Genomic DNA, 16,244 nt, shown 5'->3' on the forward strand with positions numbered 1-16,244 from the left:
TCACTTACTTTACACTTTTTCACTGAGCTACTTATACTTTGCTATTACCAAAGCGTCTAAAAGAGATATTAAATCTAGGTCCTATTGTGTTATCACCTTTGGCAATTGCATGTTCATAATTATCTTGAAAGCCTTTGCCCATCAGCAATAAAGAGCCATTTTCTAACGTGATATTATAGCGTTCATGTGTGATGGTTTTTGAGCGAATTAAAAATTCTCGCTGAGCCCCAATACTGATTGAAGCAATCACATCTGTAGAGCCAAATGCGGGTAAGTCACTATGAAAGCCTAAGCTTTCTTGCCCATTGGGGTAGTACAAACATACCGCGACAGCCAAATTACAACCGGTGCGTTCAGTGATTTGCTGACGTAACTCTTCAAGCAGGGGGAAACTCTTTGTTTGTCTGCCATGATGCAAGGAGAAACTACCCGATTTAGCAAGTTGTGAGTCTAAAAAAATCATTCGCCACGGTAAAATCGGTTTTTGTGATCCATCGGGGAAATCTATAACCTCAGGCTCTTCGAGATCATAGTTGCTCCTCAGCCACTTAAAAAGCGTTTCACTTTGCGCTGTAGACATGAAGTGTGAGTAATAATGGGCATCACAAGACAGTGGTAATTTCATGGTTTTTACCTTAGCTACACTCAAATATGAATATAAGCATATCAGTATTTTGAAGAGTTGAAGTGTTTAGACTCCTCATCAGCCGTGCCTTGCGGCGTTAATACAAGTTCATCAACGAGTGCAAGCCCGATTAAGGCGCCTTGCGTTGAGCTTTGTTGCTCTTCCGGCTGTTTTTAAAAAGATATTTTGTAAATTAAAACAATAAACCATTAAGGCGATAAGGCCATAGACTCTGTGTTTAAGTGATGGTGGGTTACCAGTATTTACAGTGTCACAGTTGAACCATGCTCAACTTTGATTAACTTAAAAATACAGTAATAATGAAAATAAGAACAAGCTGATTGCTTAGTAATTTAATAAAATGATGCTTTGAGGAAAGCTTACATTAGCTGTGTAATTTTTATAGTTTATATTGGTGAAATATTTTCATTTCTTTCTTAATTATTGATTTTAAAGATATTTATAGGTGGTCTTTTTTTTGCTTGGTTATTGTTTTTTAACCCTTTAAAAATATAGCAATCAAAAAAATCATTTAAGGAAGAAAAGTTATGGCAGAGTCATTTAAGTACGCAAATAATAAAGGACATGCAGGCGAGCTTCATCAAAAAGCTAATGAAGATCACCCCGTAATGACAACCGCACAAGGTTGCCCTATCAGTGATAATCAAAATTCATTAAAAGCAGGTCAACGCGGACCAGGACTATTGGAAGATCATGTGTTACGAGAAAAGTTGTTTCACTTTGATCACGAGCGAATTCCTGAGCGAGTTGTTCACGCAAGAGGGTATGGTGCACATGGTTACTTTGAAACGTATGATGCTTTAGATGATTTGACTTCTGCTGATATTTTTCAACGTAAAGGTGAAAAAACACCTGTTTTTGCACGCTTTTCAACAGTGGCGGGTAATCAGGGCTCGCCTGATTTAGCACGTGATGTGCGAGGTTTTGCCGTTAAGTTTTATACGCAGGAAGGTAATTGGGATCTGGTAGGCAATAATATCCCAGTTTTTTTCATTCAAGACGCGATGAAGTTTCCCGACCTTATACATAGCGCAAAAGCAGAACCAGATCGTGGTTTTCCACAAGCGCAAACAGCCCACGATAATTTTTGGGATTTTGTAAGTTTGTCGCCAGAATCCATGCACATGGTTATGTGGGCAATGTCAGATAGAGCTATCCCGCGCTCATTAAGGTTTATGGAAGGATTTGGCGTTCATACTTTTAAGTTTATTAATGCACAAGGTGAAGAAAAATTTGTTAAGTTCCACTGGAAACCTAAAGGCGGTATGCAGTCAGTGGTTTGGAATGAGGCATTGAAATTAAATGGCGCTGATCCTGATTTTCATCGTCGTGATATGTGGGAATCAATTAATAATGGTGACTATCCGGAATGGGAGCTGGGCATTCAAGTATTTGATCAAAAATTTGCTGAAGAGTTCGAGTTCGATGTTTTTGATGCCACTAAACTGATACCCGAAGAGCAAGTACCAGTTAAAATTATTGGTAAAATGGTACTCAATCGAGTCGTAGACAATTTCTTTGCGGAAACTGAACAAGTTGCCTTTTGTACTCAAAATATAGTGCCTGGGCTTGATTTTACTCCCGATCCTTTATTGCAAGGCCGTAATTTTTCGTACCTAGATACACAAACCAAGCGGTTAGGTGGCCCTAATTTCACACAAATTCCTGTTAATGCACCAAAATGCCCGATGAGACACTTTCTTCAAGATGGCCACATGGCAATGCAGAACCCCAAAGGCCGGGTTAATTACGAACCTAATTCATTCAGCGGGGATGAAAACAATCCGCGAGAGTGCCCTGTACACGGATTCAAAAGCTCAGAATCTGAAACTGATGGGGGTAAATTACGCTATCGCTCAGAAACATTTAGTGATCACTACAGCCAAGCGCGCCAATTCTATTTAAGTCAAACTGACGTTGAGCAAACGCATATCCAAGATGCTTTAATTTTTGAGTTATCTAAAGTAGAGCATTTACGTATCAGAGAACGTGTGGTTTCTCATCTGTTAAACATTGATAACAAGCTTGCTGAGCAAGTTGCATTGGGTTTAGGTTTACAAACTATGCCAGATGCCGCAGAAGCGGCGCTTGATACCCGTCATGATTTACCAGTATCTGATGCGCTAAGTATTTTAAAAAATGCGCCAAATACATTTAAAGGCAGGAAGCTTGGTATATTAGTAAGTGATGGTTTTGATGCTGAAACCTTTAATTTATTAACACAAAGCCTTAAAGAGGAAGGTGCAAGTTATGAAATTATTGCGGCTCAAGTTGGTGGTGCTAAAAATAGTAATGGCGAGATTATTGAGGCCGATCAAGTTATTAATGGCGGTCCTTCGGTGCTTTACGACGCAATAGTTCTGCTTACCACTAATGAAGGCGCTAAAAAGCTTGCTGAAATACCGGAGGCGAAAGATTTTGTCAGTGATGCTTATGCACATATGAAGTACATCGGCTTTAGTGATAAAGCAACTCCTTTAATCGAGGCTACTGGTTTAAATGGACAGCTTGATGATGGCTGGTTGGATTTGAATAAAATTTCCGCAAGTGAGTTTGTCTCAAAAATTCGTAACCTTAGGTATTGGAGCCGATAAATCGCATAAATTGGGGCTAGTGAGAACTAGCCCTTGTTATTGATGGCACCGTTTGATTTGAGGATTACAAAAATTTAAAGGAATAAAATGAAACTAATTTATGTCGATGATAACTTGCCAGGCATAACTCGAAAGAGGCATGAAAACCAATGGGTTTATTATGATCCTGCAGGAAAGAAAATACATGATAAAGATGAAATAGAGCGGTTAGACAGTCTCGCTTTTCCCCCCGCATACAAAGATGTATGGTTATGTCCAGAAGAAAATGGGCATATTTTAGCTACTGGCTACGACAACAAAGGCCGCAAGCAATACTTTTATCATCCCGAGTTTAGAGAGCAGCAAGAGCTTAAAAAGTTTGAAGCATGTGTTTTATTTGGAAATAAACTGCCTTTGTTAAGAGCAAAACTATCGGAATATTTGCGAGGTAACGAGCTTAATTACCAGCGCACAATCGCAGCCGTTGTACGTTTAATGGACCTTGGAGCTCTGCGCGTTGGTTCTAAAAAAAATGCCAAACATAACAATAGTTTTGGTGCTACGACATTACGTAGCCGGCATGCAAAACTTACGGGTAAAAATATTCGCTTAAAGTATAAAGCAAAATCCGGTAAGCAAAGAGAAGTGAACATAACAGATAAAGTGCTTAGCTCTATCATACAGCAGTTACAAGATTTGCCTGGGCAGAGCTTATTCCAATATATCGATGAAGGCGAGTGTTGTGATGTTTCCTCCAAAGAAGTGAATGAGTTTATTCAAAGTGTTATGGGCGAGCAGTTTAGTGCAAAACATTTTAGAACATGGCGGGCCAGTGTTTTGGCATTTGAAGTCTTACATAAATCAAACGGCCAGCTTTCGCTTAAAGATATGTTAGGTAGCGTTTCAAGTAATTTAGGGAATACCCCAGCAATAGCTCGTAATTCATATATTCATCCAAAGTTGATTGAGCTGTGTAAAGGAGGTAAAGAAGCTCTAAAGGACTTTAATAACTTAGACAAACTACCCCGTAAGACTAAGTATCTAAGTCGCTATGAGCGTGGGTTGTTGATATTTTTAGAAGAACAATGCTAATAACGTTAGTCTCTTTGTAATTATACTCATATTTCAATCGCTTGAGTGATACCTATGTGTGTGAACTTTTTACAACTTCTAGCAACTTTTACTTTAAAACGTAGAGTCCTACTTTGCTTTGTTATTTATCTTTCTGATTTTAAAGGATTAAAATTTTGGTTTGAATGTTGCTAATTATTTAGCGTACTTTCTTAAACAAATAAAGGAGTTATTATGAGTACTGTTATTACTGGGTTATTCGATAATGCATCACAAGCAACATTAGCCATTTATAGATTAGAAGCTTTAGGTGTAAGTGAGGCGGATATAAGCATTGTCGCTAACGACTCGTATACAAAGGAAGACTTTGCTGTAGATGAAGGTACCAAAGCTGCAGAGGGCGGTTTGCTGGGCGCTGCATCTGGAGGCGTGTTAGCAGCAATTATTGGTGGTTTTACCGCTGTTGGTGCAGTCGCTTCGGGTGGTGCCGGCTTATTAGTTGCAGGTCCTTTAGTTTCAGCACTTGCAGCTGGTGGCGCAGGTGCTGCCGTTGGTGGGACTTTAGGTGCAGCAATCGGCGCATTTATTCCAGAACATGAAATTAAGTATTATGAAAACGCAATTGAGAAGGGTTCAATACTCGTCGGTGTTAAATATAACAGCGATAACAAAAATAGTATTGAAGAGATTCTTGATAATGCAGGTGCAAGCAAGGTTTCAAAAGCGTAATATTTTAGAATGCACTATAAGTATCTAAAAAGTAAAAAGGTGGAACTGCGTTCCATCTTTTTACGCGTTTGATTTTAAAACTATCTGAGTTTGGTATATTAATCTATATTGGTAACCAATGAATTATTTAGCCCACCTTTATTTAGCACAGCCTACGGCTGATTCCCATTTTGGCAATTTGCTGGGAGACTTTGGGGGGCAACGGCAGCTAACGCACATACCTACGAGCGTTAAAAACGCGCTTGATAATCATTATTTAGTGGATAAATTTACTGACGCACACCCTTTTGTTAAAGAAGCTAAACAGCTTTTTTCACCCAAGCGCAGGCGCTTTGCTGGCGTGGCTATAGATGTGGTGTTTGATCATTTTCTGATTGCGCATTGGCAGCAGTTTAATAACCAATCATTAATTGATTTTAAGCACACCAGTTATGGGCTTTTGGAAAAGCGTATACCTGTAATGCCTACTCGAATGCAACATGTAGTAACCAGTATGACGCAAAACGATTGGTTTAAAGAGTATGAAAGCGTTGATGGGGTTGGGCGGGCGCTTGATAATATTGCTAAACGGATTCGCTTTACTAATAATTTTGCAGGCACCGCTGAAGATATAACCCGACATTATAGTGAGCTAGATGGACTGTTTTTAGCGTTTTTTCCTGAGCTAATTGAACACGTTAATGAGTTTAATTTGGAAAGCGCACCAAAGTAGAGTGCGCTTACAAAATAAGTGGTTTAGTCGTCTGGTCCTTTTAAGGTAAATACTAAATGTTTACGCATATCTTTTAAAATTACGCCTTTTTTTAGCATGGCACCGCTTAAGCGCTTTTGCCATTTTAATAACTCAGGCTTTGCCGAAGTTAGTGCCTGTTGGTTTTCAAACTGAAAACACATTAGTAAAGAGCCCGGAAATAAATGATATTCCACATCAAACCAGCACTGCAGCATACCTGGAATTTCAGCACGGCCTTGCTCTTCTATTTTGTCAGCAACATTGAGGACGAGTGCTTGTTGTTTAACTTGCACAGCAGATAGTTTTTTCATGGGAGAAGATCCAATTTAGAGGCTAAGAATACAGCCGGAATAATACATTATACCCAAGCTTTCAGGGTGATAACAATCTTAGCCATACTTTAAATTAGATGGCTCATAGTGAAGACTGGTTGTGGTTAGTTTAGTAGTTCAATCGGTTTGAATACACTATTTATCAAGGGAAATTATGAATCATATAGTTGTTTTTTTAGTTATTATTTTTATGTTGTCAGGGTGCTCTGAAGAGCAAGTTTCTGAGCAAAAATTAAAACCTGTTTCTGCCATTGAGTTAAATAAAACTAAATCGTTTGATAGTCGTATTTTATCAGGTGTTATCCAACCTGCTAACACAGCCACTTTAACATTTGAGGTTAGCGGAAAGGTCGAAGACGTTTTTTTTGAAATTGGTGAGTCTTTTAAAGAAGGTGAGCCGTTAGCTAGGCTGGAACAAACAAAATATTTATTGGCAGTGCAAGAGGCCAAAGGACAGGCCTCTAATGCAAAGGCTACGATGCTAAATGTTAAGCAGGATTTTGAACGTAAAGCGTCACTGGTTGATGATGGTGCGGTGTCTGGCGCGCAATACGATTTAGCAAAGTCGCAATATGAGAGCGCCAAGGATAAAGTCGATATTGCTCAAGTGCGACTAGCGATGGCAAGAGAAGAGTTAAAAGATACCACGCTAATTGCGCCCTATGCTGGGACTATCTCAAAACGTAATATTGAACCTTCGCAACAAGTCAGCCCTAATATCTCGGCACTTTTAATCCAAGGTAAAGAAAGTTTTGAAGTCTCAGCGCTTGCGCCTGAAGGGCTTCTCTCCTCGTTAACTATTGATAAACCGGCAAAGGTAACTATTTCAGCTTTAGATAAATCGTTGAATGCCAAAATTAAAGAAATTGGCTCAGCTGCTCAAGGAGCGAATGCTTTTCCTATTATTTTAAAAATCTCAGCTAATGATATCGCAGGTATCAGAACGGGTATGAGTGCAGAAGTGCAATTTAAACAACAGCAGGGAGAAAGCGATGGTTTTATGGTGCCTGTAAGTGCAATCATGGCAAAAGAAAATAACCAACACTTTGTTTTTAAACTGATAACAACAGCGCAAGCTGACTCACAACCAGCTGGCTACGTTTTACAAAAAACAACAGTGGATGTAATGAAATTTTTTGCGCAAAAAGCGCAAATTAAAGGAGATTTAAAAGAGGGGGAACAAATTGTTAACGCGGGAATGGCTTTTTTACACGATGGGCAAAAAGTAACGCTTATCGAAGGCGAAATTAAGCGCCTTAATCCATAACCCGCTACGGAGATTTAAACGATGAAGATCCCTACTATTTCAGAGCTTGCTCTTGATCATAATCGCCTTATGTTAGCTATTGTTTTTGGCCTTATGTTATTTGGCGCCTTTAGTTATTATCAACTACCAAAGCAAGAAGATCCTAAAATAAAAATTCGTGAAGCTGTTGTCACAACCGCTTATCCGGGGGTGAGCGCAAAAAAAGTAGAGTTGTTGATCACTAAAACACTCGAAGAAGCTATTCGTGAAATGCCCAGTATTGCCGAAATTCGCTCAGTATCTATCCCTGGTCGTTCTATTATTCACGCTGAGCTTAAGCAAAGTGTTGAGCAAAGTGAGTTTGATCAACAATGGGATAAACTGCGCGATCAAATAAACGCAGTGCGTGATGACTTACCCAATGGGACATTGCCTTATGTAGTAAACGATGATTTTGGTGATGTTGCCGTATTAACAGTGGCACTTATTGCTGATCCTGCCTACAGTATGGGCGATCGCCAAGATGTGGCGCAACACATTGCTGATATGCTGCATCAAGTTGAGGGCACTAAAAAAATTGATATTTTGGGCATTCAACAAGAGCGTATTTTTATAGAAATTGAAAATGCTAAGCTCGCTCAACTGGGTATTGCACCTGACCAATTAATTGGTGCTTTAAAAAACCAAAATATTATACGCCCTAGTGGGGTTATTGACGCCAATGGCAAAAACTTTATTATTCAACCTTCAGGAAATTACCAAAACCTTGCCGATATTAGAAATACACTTATCAGTGTGCCTAACCAGCCTGAAACAATATTGCTGCGCGATATTGCTAAAATAAGCCGTAAAGTGGTCGATCCCCCATCAAGAACAAGTTATTACAATAATCGCCAAGCCATTATTTTTGCCATATCTAAGGATGAACAAGCGGATGTGCTTAAGTTCACTCCTAAAATAGAAGCGATGATAGCGCAAATTAATCAAACTATTCCTGCAGGCTATCAATTAAAAAATATTACGCGCCAAGCCGGTGTGGTTGAAGATGCAGTATTTGGTGTGACTTTTAGTGTTTTGCAAACCATCGTTATAGTATCAGTTGTGGTAGTGATGTTTTTAGGCTTACGCACTGGTCTGATTGTGGGCTCGATTGTGCCAGCAGCGATTTTAATCACGCTTTCAGTTATGAACTTTATGGGTATTCCATTAGAGCGTATGTCGCTAGCTACTTTAATTATTGCGCTTGGTCTTTTGGTTGATGATGGCATAATAATGGCTGAAGATTTTAAAAAGCGTATCGAAGATGGCGAAACGCGTGATGATGCTATTCGTAACACTTCAGGCACTCTTGCGATACCGTCTTTAACTTCATCATTAACAACTATTCTTGTGTTTTTACCCCTTATGTTGGCACAAAGTAGTGCCGGTGAATATACGCGCTCGATCTCCTTGGTGGTGCTAATTGCATTACTTACTTCTTGGGCGCTAAGCCTGACATTTACTACTTATTTATGTCATCGCTTCGTTAAAAAAGAAACGAGGGAAAAGCAAAATATTATTCGCCGTAAAATTAATCGTTTTTTTGATAGCCTCACCCCGCTTTACGAAAAAGCATTACGACAAATTATGCGTGCGCGTATTGCGTTTGTTGTTGTTATTTTGGGGCTATTTTTGGCAGGGGGCTGGGCTATGAGTCTAGTACCTGCAAAGTTTTTTCCAGATTCTGACCGAGCACAAATTTTAGTGTACCTTGATATGCCAGCGGGTACTTCAATGCGTAAAACTGACGCAACGGTGCAGGCTATTTCAAAAAACTTGGATGATAAAGAACACTTTCCACATATTGAAAAATATGCGGCCTATGCTGGATTTGGTGGTCCTCGGTTTGTTTTATCACTTACACCTATCGACCCCGAACCTTCAAAAGCATTTTTTATGATTGATGTAGGTGAACGAAAGTTCGCCGATCCTACATTAAAGAGAGTGCGAGAGATGTTTGCTCAAGATTTCCCTGGTGTGATGGGGCGTGTTACGAAAATGTTCTTAGGGCCATCTGATTCTTCACTAATAGAGATTCAAGTTAAAGGTCCTGATAGTGATTATATTTATTCTGTTAGCGATGAAATTAAAACTTTGTTGCGAAATGTAGATGGCACGTTTGATATTAAAAGCGATTGGGAAAACCGCATTACGACACTTAAACTTGAGGTTAATCAGCAAAATGCTCGTCGTGCCGGAATTAGCTCAAATGATGTTGCCCAAGCGTTAGAAACCTATTTTTCTGGACGCATAATATCCGAGTTTCGTGAAGGTGATGATATATTCCCTATTGTATTAAGGGCGCAAGACAGTGAGCGATACGATTTAGATCGAATCAACAGTGTTAGTATTTATTCTTCTGCTAAAGGCGTCAGTGTTCCTTTAATGCAAGTGGCTGATATTCGCTATGAGACTCAGTTTGCCCGCATTGCTCGTGAAAATTTATTTCGTACTGTAACAGTACAAGCTAAAAATCAAATTATGTCGGCGCAAAGTATGGTGCCCTTACTTGAAGAGAAGCTTGATAAAATACGAGAGAAATTACCACCTGGTTATGAAATAGAATATGACGGTGTAGTCGGAGACTCCGCGGAATCGCAAGCTGCAATTTTAGCTAATTTACCGCTGTGTATTGCCATTATGGTGTTTATTATCATTGCGCAATTTCGCTCTTATCGTGCCACTAGTATTGTATTTTTAACCGTACCCCTAATTATCATTGGTGCTGCTTTTGGTTTGTTGGTTATGCAAGCAAACTTTGGGTTTATGGTTATTTTAGGTTTATATGCGCTTGCCGGTATTATCATTAATAATGCGGTGATTCTGATAGATCGAATAAATATTGAACGTAAACAGATAGAGTGCTTAGAGCAACAAACCACAGAGCAGTCTAATCAACAAAACTTTGAGGCGGTAATCAATGCCTCTTTAAGGCGTTTACGACCTATTTTGATGTCTACTTGCACAACGATAATAGGCTTAATGCCACTTATTTTATCTAAAGATGTTTTATTTTATGGTCAAGCAAGCACGATTGCGTTTGGTCTTGCTATGGGAACAATTTTAACATTAGGGTTTGTTCCGGTTGTGTATACTTTTTTCTTTAAAATAAAGCCGGTTAAAGCAGATAAAAAATAAACTCAGCGTGAGTTAGAGCAGACCCAAGATTGAGATTTTATAATAATTTTAAGCCTATTAGGTGGCAATTTTAGCCACTAAGTAGGCCTGTTTTACTCATGCTTTATTTGTTTAGATAAAAACAAGTTCGTGACATCAGCAACTTTTACTAATGACTCTTTATCAGCATGACTCCAAGTTACCTTTGAGTCTACACTTTCACAACAAATGACACCTAACGGCTTGTTATCAAGTTTATAAGTGTAATCAAGTAAAGAATAAATATTGAGTGGCTCAAAGTAAGAGTGAGTAAACGACTCGGTTACTTCGTTATTTCTGGCGTCTGAGGCGTCGAGTACTTGGTTGGTTAAAATATAGTTGAAATAAGCAGGGGAGTTTTCTGTATTTAAAACAGCACCACTTGACACGTCATCATTTTCATCAAGACAAATTAAGCAACTTAATGCGCTGTATTCTTTATTAAATAACCACAGACTGACTCGATTGGCATTAGGAATAAGCGCTTTTAACTCTTTGCATATTTGGTTTAGCTTCCTGTTACTAGAAACATTAGGATCGCTAATTTTTACTGCTAAGTTTTTGAGGTTGAGGTTTTTAGGATTATAAACATTGAGTAAGCTGTTGAGCTTAGCTTTATCGAACGGTTTTGTTAAGTAGCCATCCATGCCAATATCTAAATAATGCTCAATGTCTTGTTTTAGGGTATTTGCTGTCATAGCGATAATTGGAACGATTTTACCTGTAGGAAGCGATCTAATAGCCTGTGTGGCTTTTATTCCATCTATTTCAGGCATTTGTATATCCATGAAAATTAAGTCTACAGGGTGTTCTTTGAAGTACTTAACGCATTCTTTACCGTTCTCTGCGATTATTAAATCAGCATTATGTACCTTGAGCATTTTAACAATAATGAGCTGATTTATTTTATTATCTTCGGCAATTAAGACAGTACAACCTTGTAAGTTTGTTAGCTCAACGCTTTGCTTTGCTATTATTGGTGACAAAACAATCTCAAAGCGTTGCTCATAGGTGAACGTAGAGCCTTTACCTATTTGGCTGGTGAAGCTAAGGTGCCCCTGCATTAGCTCACTTAAACGAACACAAATTGATAAGCCTAAACCTGTACCCCCATATTCTCTTGAGGTCGATGAGTCTGCCTGATGAAATTCTTTAAATAAATGTTCTTGAACAGTCTCATTAATGCCAAGGCCTGTATCAATAACTTCAAACTTGAGTACTTGTGTTTGCAATGTACTGCTTTTAATACTTACTTTCAGTTCGACTTGACCAGTTTTGGTGAATTTAATCGCATTTGAGCACAAGTTATTTAAAATTTGCGAAACCCGAAGAGGATCCCCTTTAAAATTATCTGCTATTTTAGAGTCTACCGATGTAATAAGCTTTATACCTTTAGTAGACGCTTGCTGTAACTGGGGCTTTATCACATCGCTAATAACGTCATTAAGATCGAAGTCGATATGTTCAATTTCTAATTTACCAGCCTCAATTTTAGAAAAGTCTAAAATGTCATTTACAATATTTGATAAGTAATGAGCTGACTTTAATATACTTTTTAAAGTGCTGTCTTTTTCCTCTGTTGTGGTTTCGGTCATACCAAATTCAGCTAAATTTAAAATCCCATGCAATGGGGTTCTCAGCTCGTGAGTCATATTTGCTAAAAATTTACTCTTAGTGTTATTGGCCGTATCTGCTTCTTCTTTTAACTTTTCTAGTTCTTTATTGTGTGCTTTTTGTTTTTCTAATGCCATAGACAGCTTTTTATTATTAAGCCTAAGCTCTAGTTGCGCAATAACCTCTTTGCCCAAAACCGTGAGCGCATTTATTTGTTTGCTCGAAAGCTTTTTTGGTTTATCACTAATAACACATAACGTACCTATAGCATTACCTCTAGGAGTGATAAGTGGTGTACCTGCGTAAAAGCGAATGTTTGGGTCGTTTGTAACCAAGGGGTTATCGTGAAAGCGAGTGTCTGTCAGTGCATTTTGAACTTCGAACACTTGGTTTTCTAAAATTGCGTGAGAACAAAATGATATATCTCGTGCTGTTTCGGCTACATCAATTCCATACTTAGACTTAAACCATTGCCTGTTGGGATCAACAAGGCTTATCAGTGAAATTGGCGTTTCGCAAATATCAGATGCAAGTTGGGTTAAGTCGTCAAAGGATTTTTCAGCTTCAGTGTCTAAAACGTCATACTCATATAGGTCTTTTAGCCGTGATAGTTCATCTTCAGGTGTTGACGCTTTTATCATTATGCAACCTTGTTTTTGATGTGATTAACACTAGATAATCGAATAAAAATAATAGCGGACTAGCTGACGTAAAATAAAAAAGTACGCGTTTAATATTTTTGCCTAAAGTGTATTTATTTACGAACTCAAATTTAGCTAAATACATTTAAATTATTATGCTCAAGTAGTTAGCTTATATGACTAGTTAAGTTTTTACCAATTGATTTTAAATTGCTCAATCAACAATCCTATTACGGCCTTTCGTTTTTGCTTCGTATAAATAGTCATCAACGTATTTTAAGCTGTTTTGTAGGCTGATAGAGCCATCATGGGTAAGCAGCCCAATACTTACCGTAAAGCTAATATTTTTATTGCGATAGAAAACTTTATGTTGATTAATCGTGTTTTTAATTCGCTCAGCGGCTTGCTTAGCTTCTGCTTTGTTTGTATTGGGCATAATAATTAAAAACTCTTCACCGCCCAGGCGAAATACAAAATCGTGCTTTCTGGTTAAAGCGCGTAATGTGTTGGTAAGCTCTTTTAAGCTTAAATCGCCAGCTTCGTGGCCATAATTATCATTTATTGCTTTAAAATGGTCTATGTCGAGCATTAATAATGAAATATAGGTGTTTTTATTTTGCGTTTTTAATAGTTCATCGCTGAGTGTTCTGTATAAAGTTCGTCTATTTAAACAGCCTGTAAGTGGGTCTATATTGGCTTGCTTTTCTAGCTCTTTATTAAGTGAAGAGAGTTCTTGAGTACGCGCCTGAATACGTTGCTCTAAACTGGTATTGAGGGCTATCAGTTTATGCTCTATGTTTATTTCTTTGGTTACGTCGTTTTGTACAGCAAAGTAATAAGCCACTTTGCCGTCTCTAAAAATGGGTGATATGGCCAGTTCATTCCAATAAGGGTCACCATTTTGCGTATAGTTTAAAATTCGGGTGGTTATAGGGATGCCTTTTTTAAGATGAATTTTAAGTTGCTCTATTGTGTTGGCGTCAGTTTTTTCACCTTGTAAAATGGAGCCAAGCTTTTTACCTTCTACTTTATTCAGTGGGTAGCCCGTAATTCTTTCAAATGAGCCATTTACCCAAATAACACGCTTGTCTTTATCGGCAATCACCATTCCTACAGTGGTTTCTTTGAGTGCAGTAACTAAAAAATCCCGCTCCAGAGCTATTTTTTCATTCCCTGATATGTCTTGGAAAATGCCATATAACTTAGTGATTTCACCGTTTAAATCTCTCGATACATTGCCGCTTGATATAACAGTGCGCTCTTGTAGATCGTCATCTACAACACGAAGCTTTATACAGCTCCATTCTTGTCCGCATGCAAGAGCTTGCTCGATCGCATCTGTTATTTTGGATTTGTCATCTTCATGATAAAAATTTATTGCAGTATCTAGTTGAGGGGAATAGTTACTCGGTGAAACACCATGAATGGTGTAAATTTCATCGGTCCAAAATAATTGGTTAGTTATACAGTCGAACTGCCAATAGCCTACCTTTAATACTTCGCCGGCATTTTCTATGATGGTTTGTAATTCGTTATTGCTAATAACAGACGACACTTGGGCAAAATGCTGATTAAAAACTAAAACTATATATTGGTGTTGGTTTTGCTGCACACTGTGTAAGCAACAATTTAGTTTAATGGAGTAATCGGTTGCTAATGTTAGTTCAATATCAAATTGGTCTAACTCATTATGTTGCGATTTTAGTGCGAGAATTTGTTGTTGTAATAGATCTTTGCTTTCAGTAGTACAACAGCCATAAAGGCTTTCAATGGTGGGTACTTTTTTAGCTGCAACATTAAGCTCTGACCACCTTTGAGAAAGATAACTAAGCTGATTATTATTATCAAATACCATTAAAAGAAAATTACACTTTTCTAGCAGCGCAATATTTATGTCTTTAATATCCATAAGCTCCCTACATATGAAAAGTATTACAACAATAAGGTTGAGTATAGACACCTTCTTTTATTTTTTCAGTCTAAGACAGTGTTAATAGTTAGCAGAATTCTTACTAAAAATGTATTTCAGGTTTGTTTTTATCACTTTCCTGATAAGGTATTGGTTGTATAACAATATTTTAACGTTATTTCGTTGTTGTTAACGCAGAACGAATTACTGGAGAGTTTAATGAGCATATTTCGATTGAGTGTTGTTACCTCGTTTTTTTTCGCAGTTAACATCGTTGCTACTAATGCACATGCGAGTACTAAAATAATTCATGCAGGAGAGTTATTGGCTATTCCCGGAGAAAAACCACAACAAAAACAAACTATAGTAATAGAAAATGGCAAAATAGTTTCGGTATCAGCGGGTTTTTTACCTATCAACCGTTTTGGTGAAAATGCTCAGTTAATCGATTTATCGACCCGCTTTGTTATGCCTGGGCTCATGGATATGCATGTGCATTTACAAGGTGAGCTTGGGCCAGATAACAAAAAAGAGCTGGTGGAAATGTCTGATGCAGATATAGCAATGCGCAGTGTGCATTTTGCTAACAAAACCCTTATGGCGGGTTTTACTACAGTGCGTGATGTGGGCAGTCAAAGTGAGCAAATGTACGCATTAAGAAATGGGGTGGCCAAAGGGTGGATAAGTGGCCCTCGAATTATTGCTGGTGCTGGCGTTACTATTACCGGCGGGCACTTAGATGTTGATGGTATGAGCCCAGACTTACTCACTATGAAAACACCGCCCACAGTGTGTGATGGCGCTATTGAATGCCGCAAAAAAACTCGCTATGCAATTAAATACGGGGCTGATTTAATTAAAGTTGCTTCTACCGGTGGCGTGCTTTCGGATACTACTACGGGCACAGGGCAGCAAATGCAAGACGATGAACTTAAAGCTGTAGTTGATACAGCGCATGGTTTAGGGCGAAAAGTAGCTAGTCATGCGCATGCCGCTCAAGGTATTAATGCAGCATTACGTGCGGGCGTTGATAGCATTGAGCACGGTAGTTACACAGATGATGAAGGCATTAAATTATTTAAAGAAACAGGGGCTTATTTAGTCCCTACTTTGCTTGCTGGGCACACCGTAGTTAGGTTAGCAAAAAACAGTGACTTTATGTCTGCGCCAATTAAAAGCAAAGCAATTAGGGTGGGGGGCGATATGCTCAACAATTTTACTAAGGCATATAAGTCCGGGGTAAACATTGCATTTGGTACCGACAGTGGCGTATCTAAGCACGGCATTAACGCACAAGAAGCGGTATTGATGTACCAAGCAGGTATGACTCCTGCTGATATCTTAAAGTCGGCAACGGTTAACGCGGCTGATTTGATTGATATGAATCATAGCTTAGGCACCATAGAGCCTGGTAAGTTTGCTGATATTATTGCCTTAGACACCAGCCCACTTAGCGATATTAGCGCTTTATTGGATGTTGATTTTGTTATGAAAGAAGGCACGGTTTTTAAACAACAATAAATCATTCTATTTATTTTATTAATAATGACGTAAT

General features: G+C 38.4%; 11 protein-coding genes. 7 read left to right on the forward strand and 4 right to left on the reverse strand.

The window, feature by feature from the left end; genetic code table 11:
- Nucleotides 1-31: 31 nt before the first annotated feature.
- Nucleotides 32-625, reverse strand: a complete 594-nt coding sequence (locus FLM54_RS02845) for an alpha-ketoglutarate-dependent dioxygenase AlkB (RefSeq protein WP_178955043.1) — start codon at nt 623-625, stop codon at nt 32-34.
- A gap of 548 nt (nt 626-1,173) precedes the next feature.
- On the opposite strand from FLM54_RS02845, the gene FLM54_RS02850 reads away from it, so the two are divergent.
- The 4 genes from FLM54_RS02850 (at nt 1,174) to FLM54_RS02865 (ending at nt 5,731) form a co-directional block, all read left to right on the forward strand.
- Nucleotides 1,174-3,240 (forward strand): catalase, encoded by a 2,067-nt coding sequence (locus tag FLM54_RS02850; RefSeq protein WP_178955044.1) that lies wholly within the window; start codon nt 1,174-1,176, stop codon nt 3,238-3,240.
- An 87-nt stretch (nt 3,241-3,327) separates the two neighbouring features.
- On the forward strand, nt 3,328-4,311 hold the full coding sequence (locus tag FLM54_RS02855; protein WP_178955046.1) for a DNA topoisomerase IB: 984 nt from the start codon (nt 3,328-3,330) through the stop codon (nt 4,309-4,311).
- Between the two features lie 213 nt (nt 4,312-4,524).
- The gene (locus FLM54_RS02860) at nt 4,525-5,019 is read left to right on the forward strand and encodes a general stress protein (protein ID WP_138608466.1); all 495 of its coding nucleotides are present in this window, start codon (nt 4,525-4,527) and stop codon (nt 5,017-5,019) included.
- Between the two features lie 118 nt (nt 5,020-5,137).
- Nucleotides 5,138-5,731 (forward strand): ACP phosphodiesterase, encoded by a 594-nt coding sequence (locus FLM54_RS02865; RefSeq protein ID WP_178955048.1) that lies wholly within the window; start codon nt 5,138-5,140, stop codon nt 5,729-5,731.
- Nucleotides 5,732-5,754: 23 nt separating this feature from the next.
- Here the strand turns inward: FLM54_RS02865 and FLM54_RS02870 are convergent, their stop codons facing one another.
- Nucleotides 5,755-6,063 (reverse strand): hypothetical protein, encoded by a 309-nt coding sequence (locus FLM54_RS02870; protein ID WP_178955050.1) that lies wholly within the window; start codon nt 6,061-6,063, stop codon nt 5,755-5,757.
- A 175-nt stretch (nt 6,064-6,238) separates the two neighbouring features.
- On the opposite strand from FLM54_RS02870, the gene FLM54_RS02875 reads away from it, so the two are divergent.
- Nucleotides 6,239-7,351 (forward strand): efflux RND transporter periplasmic adaptor subunit, encoded by a 1,113-nt coding sequence (locus tag FLM54_RS02875; protein ID WP_178955052.1) that lies wholly within the window; start codon nt 6,239-6,241, stop codon nt 7,349-7,351.
- A gap of 21 nt (nt 7,352-7,372) precedes the next feature.
- On the forward strand, nt 7,373-10,507 hold the full coding sequence (locus tag FLM54_RS02880) for an efflux RND transporter permease subunit (protein WP_178955053.1): 3,135 nt from the start codon (nt 7,373-7,375) through the stop codon (nt 10,505-10,507).
- 92 nt (nt 10,508-10,599) lie between these two features.
- Here FLM54_RS02880 and FLM54_RS02885 read toward each other — a convergent pair whose 3' ends face one another.
- Both FLM54_RS02885 and FLM54_RS02890 read right to left on the reverse strand, forming a co-directional pair.
- On the reverse strand, nt 10,600-12,780 hold the full coding sequence (locus FLM54_RS02885) for a response regulator (RefSeq protein WP_178955055.1): 2,181 nt from the start codon (nt 12,778-12,780) through the stop codon (nt 10,600-10,602).
- Between the two features lie 214 nt (nt 12,781-12,994).
- Entirely contained in the window at nt 12,995-14,689 is a 1,695-nt protein-coding gene (locus FLM54_RS02890) for a sensor domain-containing diguanylate cyclase (RefSeq protein ID WP_178955065.1), read from the reverse strand.
- Between the two features lie 219 nt (nt 14,690-14,908).
- Between FLM54_RS02890 and FLM54_RS02895 the strand changes: the two genes are divergently transcribed.
- A complete protein-coding gene (locus FLM54_RS02895; protein WP_178955067.1) occupies nt 14,909-16,210 on the forward strand; it encodes a metal-dependent hydrolase family protein in 1,302 nt (433 codons plus the stop codon).
- The last annotated feature ends 34 nt before the right edge of the window (nt 16,211-16,244 follow it).

It is taken from the genome of Pseudoalteromonas sp. Scap25, assembly GCF_013394125.1.
In the GTDB taxonomy this organism is placed as follows: Bacteria; Pseudomonadota; Gammaproteobacteria; order Enterobacterales; family Alteromonadaceae; genus Pseudoalteromonas.

Coding starts and splice junctions, on each gene's coding strand:
- FLM54_RS02870 (WP_178955050.1), bottom strand. CDS start 6,063: ATGAAAAAACTATCTGCTGTGCAAGTTAAACAACAAGCACTCGTCCTC.
- FLM54_RS02855 (WP_178955046.1), top strand. CDS start 3,328: ATGAAACTAATTTATGTCGATGATAACTTGCCAGGCATAACTCGAAAG.
- FLM54_RS02885 (WP_178955055.1), bottom strand. CDS start 12,780: ATGATAAAAGCGTCAACACCTGAAGATGAACTATCACGGCTAAAAGAC.
- FLM54_RS02895 (WP_178955067.1), top strand. CDS start 14,909: ATGAGCATATTTCGATTGAGTGTTGTTACCTCGTTTTTTTTCGCAGTT.
- FLM54_RS02875 (WP_178955052.1), top strand. CDS start 6,239: ATGAATCATATAGTTGTTTTTTTAGTTATTATTTTTATGTTGTCAGGG.
- FLM54_RS02890 (WP_178955065.1), bottom strand. CDS start 14,689: ATGGATATTAAAGACATAAATATTGCGCTGCTAGAAAAGTGTAATTTT.
- FLM54_RS02850 (WP_178955044.1), top strand. CDS start 1,174: ATGGCAGAGTCATTTAAGTACGCAAATAATAAAGGACATGCAGGCGAG.
- FLM54_RS02860 (WP_138608466.1), top strand. CDS start 4,525: ATGAGTACTGTTATTACTGGGTTATTCGATAATGCATCACAAGCAACA.
- FLM54_RS02880 (WP_178955053.1), top strand. CDS start 7,373: ATGAAGATCCCTACTATTTCAGAGCTTGCTCTTGATCATAATCGCCTT.
- FLM54_RS02865 (WP_178955048.1), top strand. CDS start 5,138: ATGAATTATTTAGCCCACCTTTATTTAGCACAGCCTACGGCTGATTCC.
- FLM54_RS02845 (WP_178955043.1), bottom strand. CDS start 625: ATGAAATTACCACTGTCTTGTGATGCCCATTATTACTCACACTTCATG.